The organism is Kangiella sp. TOML190, assembly GCF_023706045.1.
Lineage (GTDB): Bacteria > Pseudomonadota > Gammaproteobacteria > Enterobacterales > Kangiellaceae > Kangiella.
Genome location: NZ_BQYL01000001.1, coordinates 983,130 through 996,829, shown reverse-complemented (window position 1 = coordinate 996,829; position 13,700 = coordinate 983,130). Strand labels below are relative to the sequence as shown.

Sequence of the window (13,700 nt, the reverse complement as noted above, 5' to 3'; positions counted from 1 at the left end):
ATAACTAATTTTTGCCGGCTAATCACTTAATTGGCCACTGATTGCATTCAAGAGTTCGTCACGACTAAAGGGTTTAGTTAGATAATTATCCGATCCCACCACACGTCCTTTGGCCTTATCAAAAACACCGTCCTTACTCGACAGCATAATGATTGGAGTTTTACCAAATTCTTTATTGCTTTTTACCAAGGCACAAGTTTGATAGCCGTCTAAACGCGGCATCATAATGTCAATAAATATGATATCTGGCTTGTAGTCGGCAATCTTAGATAAGGCATCGTAACCATCGACCCCGGTGACCACCTCACATCCTTGTTTTTTAAGCAAAGTTTCAGCCGTCCGGCGGATAGTTTTACTATCGTCCACGACCATGACCTTCAGTCCTGCAAATAAATCGCTCATTGTTGGGATACCCGAATTAAAATAGCTAATTTAATTAATAGGTTAGCTTAACAACTTAACTTTTTTTCTTATATGGTCTTTGTATCATACTTATCCCTAGCTGGTAAAGCTCCTACGAAATATAGCCTAAAGCGCTTCAGACCCTGTTGCAAGTCATTTATGAGCCTTTTATGTCAATAATTTTTACGCCTTTATTGCCAAGCTTGTGATGGATTTCGCAGGATATTTGATGATAACCTTAGTCATTGATTGATTTAATTGACTTTTTTATGACTTACTCGCTGCTCATGATCATGGATCCGATCGAAAAAATTAACATTAAGAAGGACACCAGCTTTGGATTTCTGCTCGAGGCACAAGAGCGTAATTGGGATATTTATTATTGCCAGCCGCAGGATTTAAGCCTTAGATCGACAAAAATTGTCGCTTCTTGCCAAAAGGCACAAGTTTACAATGAAGTAGGTAATCACTATAAGCTAGAGCCCACTGAAATAAGAGCTTTAGCAGACTTCAGTTTCGCCTTTATGCGCAAAGATCCGCCCTTTAATATGGACTATATCTACAGCACCTACCTGCTGGAATTGGCGCAAGAACAAGGCGCCATGGTTGTGAACAATCCGCGCAGCCTGCGCGACTGTAATGAAAAACTCTACACCGCCTGGTTTCCGCAATTTACCCCAGAAACCCTAGTTGCCGCCAATAAAGCACAATTTGAGCAGTTTTTGGCGCAACACCAAGACGTGATTTTAAAACCGCTCGACGGCATGGGCGGCGCTTCGATTTTCAGGGTAAAACAAGGCGACCCCAATTTATCGGTGATCATCGAAACCCTAACCGAACATGGCAAGCAGCTAGCGATGGCGCAAAAGTTTATTCCCGAAATCACCGCGGGCGATAAGCGTATTCTAGTGGTCAATGGCGAAGTGATTCCCTATACCTTGGCGCGAATTCCTCCACAGGGTGAAACCCGAGGTAACTTAGCTGCTGGCGGTAGCGGCGTGCCAATGCCGATCACAGAAAAGGAACTAGCCATCGCTCAACAAATAGCACCGGATCTGGTCAAGCGAGGACTTTATTTCGTGGGCTTAGATATGATTGGCGATTATGTTACCGAAATCAACGTTACCAGCCCAACTTGTATGCGAGAATTGCAAGATGAGTATGGCATTAACATCGCCGCTAAGCTGTTTGATGCGGTGGAAGCTCAGCTAGAATAACAACACTGGCTAGCAATAAAACTTACGAAAAGAATCAATGCTTGCTACTATGCCACTGAATCCAAGAAGAAAACCCCAAGCACAAATTCAAGGCAAAAGGACTCATGGCACAAGCTAAAACCGCAGTAAAGCTACAAGAACGGGTGGTTACTGACAGTGATCGACTGCGGTTTGCCATTTTTTTAGCCATTGCAGTGCATTTTTTGCTGATATTTGGGGTTCGTTTTGTATTACCGTCAGCCGAATCGAGCCCAGTACCCCTGTCGCTAGACGTAACTCTGGCCCATCGTGCCAGTTTAGAAGCCCCTGAAAATCCTGATTTCGTAGGTCAAAACAATCAAATTGGTGCAGGCAGTGCCGAACAGGCCGAACGCCCCACCACCGAATTGGAACACTTTAAAACCACCGAAGGCGTGACCGCAACACCGAGCCTTGAAGTGGATCCGCAGCAGGCTAAAATGCTTGCTAACCAAAGCCTAGTTACCAGTAGTCAAGGTAATCGAACGGTTAATGCCAATCCTTTAGAAGAGCCAAAACCAATTGAGCAGACGGTTGAAGAATTGGCGGAGATCTCTCCGGATCCGGAGCTTTTAAAGCAAATGAACCTTGAGCAAGATTTGCAAGATAAGCTTGATACTCGCGGCATTAAAGAAGAAGGAATTGCAGCATCAGTGATGGCCTCGCCCGATGAAGCACCCTATTTAGAAGCCTGGCGCAACAAAGTCCTGGCCGTTGGCAACCGCCACTATATTCCTATCTCGCAAAAACTTGGTCAAGGTTCGCCTACCGTACGAGTAGTGATCGGCAAGCAAGGTGAATTATTAGCGGTCTCCATCGAGAAAGCTTCGGGCAATGCGCTCATTGACGAAACCGCCAAAGAGCTTATTCGTTTGGCGGCGCCTTTCGATCCTTTGCCTGAATCCATTCGCCAACAAAAAAATACTTTAGAAATCGTGCGTGTAATGAATTTTGATCCGGGGCGCGGCGTTAACAGCAGCTCCAGTAAATAAATACTCTCTAGTAAGCTCTAGCCAATAAGTTTGTTTAACCTCTAATATTAGACCTGATATAATTGCCCTATGCAGCCAATTAATTCTCTGGCCAATCACTTATTGATTGCCATGCCCTCTTTAGAAGATCCCTTCTTTAACCGCAGTGTGACCTATATTTGCGAACACAGCAGCGAAGGCGCCTTAGGCATTGTCATCAATATTCCTTTGGAAGCCACTTACCAAGAACTGTTCGATCACCTTAAATTTGAAACCAATAGCGATCAACCGTTAGCGGAAAAGCTGCTGGCTGGAGGCCCTGTGTCGCCAGAGCGCGGCTTTATTCTGCACAGCCCGATTGGTAATTGGCAATCGTCACTGACGGTAACCAATGAACTGGCATTGTCCACCTCGGAAGATATTTTAAGCGCCATTGCTAAAAACGAAGGGCCGGAAAAAGTGCGCATCGCTTTGGGCTATGCCGGCTGGGAAAAAGGCCAGCTGGAAAAAGAAATGGAAGACAGCTCTTGGCTATTGGTGGAAGCCACGCCCGATCTGTTGTTTGATACCCCTGCCGATCAAGTTTGGCATAAAGCAACCGAGCTGTTAGGTATTGACTGGACTCAATTAAGCAATCAAGAAGGCCACGCCTAGATGATATCGTCGGTAAAATCCCAAAAGACGCTCAATCGCTTTCTCAGCTTTGATTTTGGTGAAAAAAGAATTGGCATCGCCACCGGTTATAAGCCGAGTTTATCCACCCAAGCGCTAACAGTTCTTGCCTGCAAAAACGATCAACCCCAGTGGCAAGAAGTCGAAAAACTTATCAAAGAATGGCAAGTGGATGCTTTCGTGGTGGGCTTACCGCTGAATATGGATGACAGTGAACAAGCGTTCACCCAAAAGGCCAAAAAATTCGCCGACAGACTGCATGGCCGTTTTGGCTTGCCCGCCTTTTTACACGACGAGCGGCTAAGCTCTGTGGAAGTCAAAGAATATTTATTCGAAATCGGCGGCTATAAAAAAGTTAATCAGGAAATCGACGCCTACGCCGCCGAGCTAATTCTCAAAAGTTATTTTGAATCGGTTTAGTAAGCTCTAATAACAGGCTTAATATTGAGTTGAGCAAACCTAGCTTGGGATAAACATTCGTACGTTCGGATGAACTTGAGAATCCCAACAAACAAGAAAACTATTTAAACTTCGCTCGCAATGACGGGGTTAAACCTTGCTTGAACAGGCTTGATCTCAGCAATAAGTAACTATAAGCTTTATCCATCATTTGAAACGGACTTCGACTATAAAAAAACTGCTTTAAGTCCGAATAATAAAAAAGGAAACCCCAGTGAAACGTTTTTTTACTTTGCTTATCTCATTACTATTAATCTCTTTAGAATCCGAGTCGGAAGTTATTGAAGTTATCGAAGGCAGTCACTTTAGACACCACTATTACTTTGAAACTGAACAGGCTGCTTTAAATGCTTGCATTTCATTCGCGGCCGAAAGAGGTTATGAAAGTCGTTACTGCTCTTATGGATACGACACCGTGAAACAATTACATTTTTATGGAGCAGGTTGGTTAATGAAGCAAAAAGGAGTTCAGCATAGCCCATGGGCGCTTCTTTATGATTACTATGGGGTTTCATGTCAAGATGATGAAGTTGTTGATTACGAAACTGGTGAGTGCCTACCCGCCTGCGAATGCACCGAAGATCTAATTGATAATCAGTGTGTGGCACGTGAGGTTGGTGAAGGCGGTTCTCGAACGGTTAATGGTATTGTTGAAGAAATTAGTGATGCCAATAATCAGGGCAGAATCTGTTATCGCATTCCGCAGGAAGCGAAAAGCTGTGATGGAGACTCTAATCCAGTCATATCGCCTTGGCAGAATAATCCAATCAATTGCACCAATGGCGTTAAGCGTCAAACCGAGACGGATTATAGCGCGAGCGTTGGCGCTTTGAATTTTGCACGTACCTATTTTTCGACCGAGCGCCCCAGCGATGCATTGGCGAAGTTTAAAGAAGTGCTTGACCAGCCTTTGCCAGATAACTATCAACCAATACAACTATTAAATATTGCCAAGCATGATTGGCAAGCAGAAGGTTTACCTTATTTAACCATTCGCAATGGCTTTGGAACGTCAAAAGTCGCAACCTTAAGCATACCATCAGGCAGTCGAACCAGCTTTCTAAAAACAAACTCAAGTTGGCAAGCTGGTCGAGTTCGCGATGGCCAACTCACGGACACAGCCAATGGTTTTGCTTTTACCAGCATCTCAGGAACGCTTTACGAGTTTGATAGTCAGGGGCGCTTAATCAAAAAGAGCTTCCGCAATGGTCAGTACCAAGACATTAACTATCCCACCGGTGAGCATGCGGTCATTACCGATAATTTTGGTCGTACAGCAGAATTGTTCTATACGCTGGTGCCAATTACCAATCAAACTACTAAACGTGTTATCAATACATTTATTGACCCAGCAGGTAATCAATACCTTTATGAGCATGATTCTAAAGGCTTTATCACCAAGGTGACTTTCCCCGATAAAACAGCGAATGATTTAACAGATAATCCTTTTAAAGAATATCTTTATGATGACCGAGGTTATACCAACGTATTAACCAATGTTAAGGACGAGCTAGGCAATATTTACGCTACTTACGACTACGATAGCTTTAACCGTGCCACATCCACCGAGCACGCAGGTGGCGCTTTAAAAGCAACTATTGGATATACGGAGCAACTGCCCAATCAGCTAGGTTTAAGCAGTGTTAAGCTTTATCGCAACGCAGCCAACTATTCCGAGTCCGATTATCAGTTTGAAATTAAAAACGGTACTTACAAAGTAGTATCCCATCAACAACAACCTTGTGTTGATTGTGCAGTAGGTACCTATCAATATCAATATGACGATAATGGCATGTTGAGCCAAGCGACCCAACCCGACGGTACTATCACTGCGTATCAATACAACTCGAAAGGTCAGCAGCTAACTCGAACTGAAGCCTTTGGCACCGCTGAAGCTCGCACTATTAGCACAGCATGGCATTCGTCTTACAACTTGCCCTTAAGTGTGGACGAGCCACAGCGTTTAACCACTTACTCTTATGATGCCAATGGAAACTTGTTGTTGCGCTCGGTGAAAGATAAGGCTACTAACGAGACGCGTACGGTTTCTTATACCTATAACTCAGTTGGTCAAGTGTTAACGGTGAACGGTGCTCGCACGGATGTGTCGGATATCACCACTTATGAATACGATGCTTCAGGTAATGGTAACTTGGTTAAAGTGACCAATGCGCTGGGGCATGAAACCTTAATCACTAGTCATGATGCGCACGGTAAACCGTTATCAGTGACCGACCCGAACGGCACTGTGACGAGCATGGCCTATCACCCTCGCGGCTGGTTAACCTCCATGACCACGGCGGGGGACACTACGACCTATGCTTATGATAAAGCGGGGCAGCTAACCTCAGTCACTATGGCCAACGGTGTAGTGCTCAATTATGAATACGATGCGGCGCAGCGTTTAACCGCCATTGTCGATGGACAAGGCAACCGCATTGAATACACCCTCGATTATATGAGCAACCGCACTCGCACTGAGATTAAAGATTCTAGTGGTACCATCAAAAGCTTTGCGACTTCGGTGTTTAATGATTTAGGGCGTTTAAAAGAAACTTTAGGAGCCAACAATCAATCCAATAAAGTTGATTACGACGCCGAAGGTTTGCCGACCCAAAGTACCGATGCGCTGAATAATCCTACAGCCAATTATTACGATACGTTGGATAGGCTGATAAAAGTGGTTGACCCTGCTCTAGGTGAAACTGAGTTCGATTACGATAGCCAAAACCGTTTAACCTCAGTGACTGATGCCACCAATAAAACCACGAGCTACGCTTACAACGCTTTTGGTGAAGTCACCTCGCAAACCAGTCCCGATAGTGGCACTTCGAGCTTTACCTATGACTCGGCGGGGAATCTGTCAACGGTTACCGATGCTCGTAATATTACGGCGACTTATAGCTATGATGCGCTAAATCGTGTGACGAGCATTAGTTATCCGAATGCCTCAGAGAATGTGAGCTTTGTGTATGACGCCACCGCTAATAACAATAAAGGTATTGGTCGACTCACCAGTATTAACGATGAGTCAGGCTCAACTTCTTATCAATACGATGCCAAAGGTCAGTTATCTCAAGAAACGCGAGTGATTAATGGCGTTAGTTTTGTCACGGCTTATGGCTACGATGCCGCAGGCTTGTTAACTCAAGTCGCCTATCCATCAGGTCGAATAGTGGATTATAATCGCAATAACCTAGGGCAAGTAATCAGCGTTGCTACATCAGCCGATGGACAAACTCAAACCTTAGCTTCGAATATCAGCTACTTACCGTTTGGGCCATTGCAAAGCCTAACCTTTGGTAACGGCAAAGTCTTAAGCATGAGCTATGACCAAGATTATCGTTTAATCAACAAGTCATTCTCGGGTATTAATGACCTAAGCTATGGTTATACTCCAAGAAACAACATCAACAGCATTGTCGATAGTTTTGACTCCAACTTTGACCAAAGTTTTAACTATGACAATCTAGCGCGTTTGACGGATGCGACGGGCGCTTATGGCGACCAAGATTACAGCTTTGATGCGATTGGTAATCGTCTTACTAAGACACAAGATGGTTCTACTGAAAATTACCAATACGATGCAGCAAGTCATCGCTTAACTCAAGCAGGTGCGACGAACCTTAGCTACGATGCGATGGGCAATACGCTCACCAAAGGTGACTTAAGTTTTACATACAACCAAATGGGACGCATGGTCACAGCCAACAAAACCGGCATGAGCGCACTGTATCAATACAATGCCCAAGGTGAGCGAGTTAAGAAGACAGTGGATGGAGATATTACTCTTTACCATTACGACCAAGCAGGGCAGTTAATCGCTGAAACCAGCAGCGATGGAACTATCACCCAAGAATATATCTATTTGAACGGTATGCGTCTTGCAACGCTAGCAGAAGTAGGCGGCGGTGCTGATCAAAACAATAAAACGGTTTACTTTGACGGAGACAATGGAGCATTAGAGGGTTGGACTATTTTTGATAATAATCCAGCGGGTGCTGCCATGGTGAATGAATTTGATACTGAATTAAACTCGAATGTGATTGTATTAACCGGTGATGGTACTAAAAACGGATTCCGCCTGAAAAATGCCAGCAATAAAAACTGGAACAACAAAACGCAGTTTTATTTAGGTTGGAAACAAAAAACTTCAGCCATGTTATTACAGGTTAAAATCGCTTCTAACGAAGGCAATAAAACGATTGTTTATTACTCGAAGGCTGGCACAAATTCTGTATCCAGTAATGGCAATACCTTTAAGATTTATTTAGGCAATGAAGCCAAAAACAATAGCTGGCAAACGTTTACGCGTGACTTACAGGCCGACTTAGCATTGCTAAACTCCACTATTCAGTTGACTAACGTGAAGTTTATTCAGGTGAAAGGACATGGTCGTCTTGATGATATTGCCCTATTGGGAGAAAAGCCAAAGACTCAAGAAATACTTTACGTTCACACTGACCACCTAGGTTCGCCCATCGCCTTAACTGATGAATCAGGCAGCACCCAATGGCAGGGCAGTTACGACCCATACGGCAACCTAACGGTACAACTGGACAATGTCAGCCAAAAGCTACGATTCCCAGGGCAAATTAGCGATGCTGAAACAGGCATGCACTACAACTACTTTAGGGATTACGATCCTGAAATAGGAAGATACTTGCAATCTGATCCGATTGGATTGAATGGCGGCATTAATACTTATGGGTATGTTGGTGCTAATCCTGTTAATTTTGTTGACCCTTTAGGATTGCATTCCACAGACGCTCACAATTTGATAATAGATGTATTCGGTAGAGGGGATAATTTTACATCAAATCAAATCAGCCATATGCAAGCTGGGAGTAAATTTGCCGATAGTTTTTGGCTTGGAAATCAAGAGCCCTACACATCTTATATTCATGCAATGACTTCAAGTACTTTCCCTGATAAGTATAAGGCGTGTCTTGAAACAAAAAAATATATTGAGGGTAAGTTAAAAAACTATGAGAAATTTTTAAAACAAGGAAATGAATTTAGAGCTTATCATTCACTGGGTCAGGCACTGCACCCTGTAATGGATAACACATCTCCTGCTCATGTTGGATTCCAGCCTTGGAATAATAGCCAAATTCCTAGGCATGGAGACTTCCCAAGTATTAGTATAGTCTTTCCAAGTCCGATGGGTGGATCTGTTGGTCAACTTACAACTGGTTCAGAAGAAGATCTTCAAGACTTATTAAAGAACCCTGAGTTGTTACAGCAAACAGTAAATGATATGAATAATGTACTGAAAGGAGGAACTTTTGACTGCCAATGCGACATCGAATAAAAGTAATAAGAACAAGGTATTAGTTATTATTGGCTTGATTCTAGTAATGTTAATACCGATTCCTATTACTGTTAATCCTGAATGGAAAGTAATAATAAAAGATTCAAGTAGTCAACCGTTAAAAAATGTAGAGGTGCTTAATACCTGGAAGCATTCAACATTTCAATTTAATGGTGGAAGAGAATATTTAAAAAGCGATGAACAGGGTGCGGTTCTTGTACCGGAACGCAAAACCAGCATCCCAATTATTGGAATGATCTTTAACCCTATAATAAATACCTTAAGTACTGGTGCTCATACAAGTTATGGCTCTCACTCAATAATTATAGTTACTACCGAAAATTGTGAACTAGGAGTTACTTATTATGTGGAAGGAGATAAGAATCCAAAAACATTAAAGCTTAATAAAAACGAATCATGTAATAATTAAAAGAAGCTCCTCCGGGAGCTTTTTTATTGCCTGAAATTTGGATGTTTAATCAGCATACGCGGGGATAGCTTTTCGGTTTTGATTGGGAAGTTAGTGCGGTACAGTCTGGGGATTAGTCCAGCGCCAGCATCTATGAATAAAGCAACTGTGTAGAACCCGACACAAAACACTAAAACTTTTATAAGAAGAATAACATCTTCCTGAAAAACATCTTTCCGCAATTCTCGCGGCTTTTTAGATTATCAGCTTCATCTTATCCATAATGAATTTCACTTTATGAATTGAATTAAAGGGGACAGGTCTATTTTTTCGCACTGGCACTGAAATGCTCACCCGCTTTGGCAAGCGAGCTAAGGAAATGTCATGGTGAATAACAAATAACTTCTGCTTCAAGCAGCTATATACAAAGCGCTATTTTTAATTGCTTACCTAAAACATAGTCGATGAAACATCATCATCTACTTGCATTTGCAAGTCGCTGGTAGATTCGGTTAAAGCCGCGGCATCTTTTTCATGCAACTTGATACGCAAACGCAGATCGTTAGCCGAGTCTGCATGCAACAAGGCATCGTCATAGCTAATATGGCCTGCAACATACAAATCAAATAACGCCTGATCGAAAGTCTGCATACCTAGATCGCGTGAGCGCGACATTAATTCTTTCAACAGATGCACTTCGCCTTTACGAATATGATCGGACATCAATGGCGAGTTGATCATAATTTCAATCGCTGCACGACGGCCCTTGCCATCCACCGTTGGTACCAATTGCTGCGCAATAATCGCTTTTAGGTTCATGGATAGATCCATCAAGACCCTTGTATGCTCTTCTTTTGGGAAGAAATGCAAAATCCGGTCAATCGCTTGGTTAGCGTTATTGGCGTGCAGAGTACATAAACACAAGTGACCGGTTTCTGCGAAGGTAATAGCGTTGGCCATGGTTTCGTGCGAACGAACCTCACCAATCAAAATCACGTCGGGCGCCTGACGTAGAGTATTTTTCAAGGCGGTTTCAAAAGACTCGGTATCGATCCCCACTTCGCGCTGGGTAATGATGCACTGGTCGTGACGATGCACATACTCGATCGGATCTTCTACCGAAATAATATGGCCTGTTGAATTACGGTTCCGATAACCAATCATCGAAGCCAAAGAAGTAGATTTACCAGTACCCGTTGCGCCCACGAAAATAATAATGCCACGCTTGGCCATCACCAATTCATCAAGAATTTTAGGGATTTTTAGATCTTCTGAGGTCGGAATTTTGGTTTCGATCCGGCGCACCACCAAACCAGGTTGGTTACGCTGTACAAAAGCCGAAGCACGAAAACGACCAACGTTCTCCAAACTAATGGCATATTGGCATTCATTGGTTTCTTCAAATTCTTTCTTCTGTTTTTCAGTCATCGAAGAAAGGATTAATTCTTCAACCTGCTTTGGCGTTAACATGGTTTTTGAAGCCGGTCGAATAGCGCCGTTGATTTTGATGCTCGGCGGTTTATGTACCGTAATAAATAAATCCGAGCCCTTATTATCCATCAATGCTCTAAGCAAAGGTTCGATTAACATAACAACTCCTTAGTCTTAGAATTCTTCTGGGTTTTTAGCTTTTAATTTAGCATCGGCACGCGACACCATGCCTTTTTGTACTAGCTGTTTCAAGCCATGATCCAAGGTCTGCATGCCCAATGACATACCAGTTTGCATCGCAGAATACATTTGCGCAATTTTATCCTCGCGAATCAGATTCCGAATCGCTGGAGTACCGATCATGATTTCATGCGCCGCGCAACGACCACCACCATTTTTCTTCAACAAGGTTTGCGCGATAACCGCTTGCAAAGACTCAGAAAGCATCGAACGCACCATGGCTTTTTCGCCAGCTGGGAAAACGTCAATAACCCGGTCAATGGTTTTAGCCGCAGAGGTGGTATGCAAGGTACCGAATACCAAGTGTCCCGTTTCCGCGGCGGTCAGCGCCAAGCGAATGGTTTCAAGGTCACGCATCTCACCAACCAGAATAATATCCGGATCTTCACGCAAAGCAGAGCGCAGCGCATTGGAGAAGCTGTGCGTATCGCGATGTACTTCACGCTGATTAACCAAACATTTTTTTGACTCATGCACAAACTCAATAGGATCCTCGATGGTCAAAATATGCTCATGTTTTTGCTCATTCACATAATCCATCATCGCCGCCAAGGTGGTCGACTTACCCGAACCGGTAGGCCCTGTCACTAACACTAGGCCACGCGGCTGCATCGAAATATCTTGGAAAATTTTCGGCGCGTTAATTTCTTCTAAGGTCAAAACGCGCGAGGGAATGGTACGAAAAACCGCGGCTCGACCACGGTTTTGTACATAAGCATTGACACGGAAACGGGCAATATCTTTAATTTCGAAGGAGAAATCCGCTTCCAAGAATTCTTCATAGTCTTTACGCTGTTTATCATTCATAATGTCATAAATCAGCGAGTGAACTTCTTTATCTTCTAATGGCGGTAAATTAATACGCCGAATATCGCCATCAACCCGAATCAACGGAGGCATCCCAGCCGAGATGTGTAAGTCAGAAGCATTATTCTTTACACTAAATGCTAAAAGTTCAGTAATATCCATATGTTAGACCCCATACTTGATAGTTTTTATACTCTATGACTAGAATAGCCTCTACACTAGAAGATCTGCAACTAGAAATCGCAAAAAGCACTGAGAAAAGTCAAAATTTCCGACAAAAAGTGCGCCTTGTTGCCGTCAGTAAACGCCAGTCAGTAGAAAAAATGGTTCGTCTAGCACAGCAAGGACAACGAGATTTCGCCGAAAACCAACTGCAAGAAGCACTCGAAAAAATACCGCAACTTATTGATTTTAAAATAAAATGGCATTTTATTGGGGCCATCCAGTCACGCAAGTGCAAGGCCATTGCGGAAAACTTTGATTGGGTACAATCGGTTGATCGTGCCAAGTTAATCCCCAAATTAGCCCAAGCTCGACTAGGACTAAAACCACTCAATGTTTGCATCCAACTAAACCTCTTTAATGAGTCACAAAAGGCCGGAGCGGGCCCTGAAGAGGTTTTCGAGCTGGCAGAATTGATCGAAAATGAACAAAATTTGGCACTTAGGGGCTTAATGGTGCTACCACCTCGGCAAAGCGAATTTACAGCGCAAAAACGGCAATTTGAAGAAGTTTACGACTTTTATCGCCAATTAGCTGAGAAATACCCGAATATAGATACCATTTCCATGGGCATGTCGGGTGATTTTGCGGCCGCCATTGCCGCCGGCTCGACCATGGTTCGTGTTGGCACTCGACTGTTTGGAGACAGAAACTAATGATGACCAGTTGCATGCAAACTTTAGAAAAGGTTCACATCGGCTTTATTGGTGCCGGAAATATGGCGCAGGCGATTATTCATGGCCTGCTGTCCAATGGCCTTAGCCAAAACCAAGTGGCCTGCTCCAATCCTTCCAATGGCAAACTGGAAGCACTCAAGCAGCAGTATCCGAATCTGACAACCTCTAATCATAACCGCCAGGTGGTGGAAACATCGGATATCGTCATTTTTGCCGTTAAGCCGCAAAAGCTTGCCGCGGCATTAACACCTTTAGCGGATCAGAACTTTTCAAATAAACTGCTTATTTCGGTAGCTGCTGGGGTGGAAACTGAAACTTTCTCAACACTACTCAAGCAAGAGCTCGCAGTGGTTCGCGCAATGCCCAACACCCCAGCCTTAATTGGCCAAGGAGCAACGGGGCTGTTTGCGACTGAGTCGGTTAATCGGCAACAAAAGTCGCAAAGCGAAACGATTTTCGATGCCGTGGGTAAGAGTGCTTGGCTGGAACAGGAGCAACAGATGGATCTGGTCACGGCCATTGCAGGCAGCGCACCTGCTTATTACTTTTTGTTTCTAGAAGCGATTATCGACAGCGCAATCGCTCAAGGTATGGATCCCAAAACCGCTAAACTACTCGCCAGCCAAACCGCATTTGGCGCAAGCTCAATGGTAGCGCAAGATTTAAGCCAAGATATTGCTACACTGCGGACTAAAGTAACTTCGCCTGGCGGCACTACCGCAGCAGCACTGGCCAGCTTCGAGCAAAGCCAATTCCAGAGCATAGTCGATAAAGCCATTAAATCTGCTGTTAATCGCGGTATAGAATTGGCTAAAATAGCAAAAGAACAACTCTAAATAATTTATATCGGAGTCTAAGGCT

Annotated in this window: 11 protein-coding genes; 8 read left to right on the top strand and 3 right to left on the bottom strand. The window is 43.7% G+C overall.

The annotated features are described in order from the left end of the window. Positions 1-18 precede the first annotated feature (18 nt). Positions 19-402: a twitching motility response regulator PilG gene (gene pilG / locus NFS34_RS04845; RefSeq protein ID WP_251358760.1), complete on the bottom strand. Its 384-nt coding sequence runs from the start codon at positions 400-402 to the stop codon at positions 19-21. A gap of 269 nt (positions 403-671) precedes the next feature. Between pilG and gshB the strand changes: the two genes are divergently transcribed. The 6 genes from gshB (at position 672) to NFS34_RS04815 (ending at position 9,483) form a co-directional block, all read left to right on the top strand. After that, positions 672-1,619, top strand: coding sequence for a glutathione synthase (gshB, locus tag NFS34_RS04840; RefSeq protein ID WP_376707966.1), 948 nt, complete (start codon positions 672-674; stop codon positions 1,617-1,619). 104 nt (positions 1,620-1,723) lie between these two features. Next, entirely contained in the window at positions 1,724-2,629 is a 906-nt protein-coding gene (locus NFS34_RS04835) for an energy transducer TonB (protein ID WP_251358758.1), read from the top strand. A 69-nt stretch (positions 2,630-2,698) separates the two neighbouring features. Further along, positions 2,699-3,262 (top strand): YqgE/AlgH family protein, encoded by a 564-nt coding sequence (locus NFS34_RS04830; protein ID WP_251358757.1) that lies wholly within the window; start codon positions 2,699-2,701, stop codon positions 3,260-3,262. After that, complete coding sequence (gene ruvX, locus NFS34_RS04825; protein ID WP_251358756.1) at positions 3,263-3,700, top strand: Holliday junction resolvase RuvX; 438 nt, start codon at positions 3,263-3,265, stop codon at positions 3,698-3,700. Between the two features lie 253 nt (positions 3,701-3,953). Next, positions 3,954-9,053, top strand: a complete 5,100-nt coding sequence (locus NFS34_RS04820; RefSeq protein ID WP_251358755.1) for an RHS repeat-associated core domain-containing protein — start codon at positions 3,954-3,956, stop codon at positions 9,051-9,053. Next, positions 9,028-9,483 carry a hypothetical protein gene (locus NFS34_RS04815; RefSeq protein ID WP_251358754.1) on the top strand — a complete coding sequence of 152 codons (456 nt, stop codon included), beginning with the start codon at positions 9,028-9,030 and terminating at the stop codon, positions 9,481-9,483. Before NFS34_RS04820 ends, NFS34_RS04815 begins: the two co-directional genes overlap by 26 nt. Positions 9,484-9,912: 429 nt before the next feature. Here NFS34_RS04815 and NFS34_RS04810 read toward each other — a convergent pair whose 3' ends face one another. Together NFS34_RS04810 and NFS34_RS04805 are read right to left on the bottom strand one after the other, a co-directional pair. Continuing rightward, a complete protein-coding gene (locus NFS34_RS04810) occupies positions 9,913-11,052 on the bottom strand; it encodes a PilT/PilU family type 4a pilus ATPase (protein ID WP_251358753.1) in 1,140 nt (379 codons plus the stop codon). A gap of 15 nt (positions 11,053-11,067) precedes the next feature. After that, entirely contained in the window at positions 11,068-12,102 is a 1,035-nt protein-coding gene (locus NFS34_RS04805) for a type IV pilus twitching motility protein PilT (RefSeq protein WP_251358752.1), read from the bottom strand. A 35-nt stretch (positions 12,103-12,137) separates the two neighbouring features. Between NFS34_RS04805 and NFS34_RS04800 the strand changes: the two genes are divergently transcribed. Then, positions 12,138-12,818: a YggS family pyridoxal phosphate-dependent enzyme gene (locus tag NFS34_RS04800; protein ID WP_251358751.1), complete on the top strand. Its 681-nt coding sequence runs from the start codon at positions 12,138-12,140 to the stop codon at positions 12,816-12,818. Then, the gene (gene proC, locus NFS34_RS04795; RefSeq protein WP_251358750.1) at positions 12,818-13,675 is read left to right on the top strand and encodes a pyrroline-5-carboxylate reductase; all 858 of its coding nucleotides are present in this window, start codon (positions 12,818-12,820) and stop codon (positions 13,673-13,675) included. Before NFS34_RS04800 ends, proC begins: the two co-directional genes overlap by 1 nt. Positions 13,676-13,700: the final 25 nt, after the last annotated feature.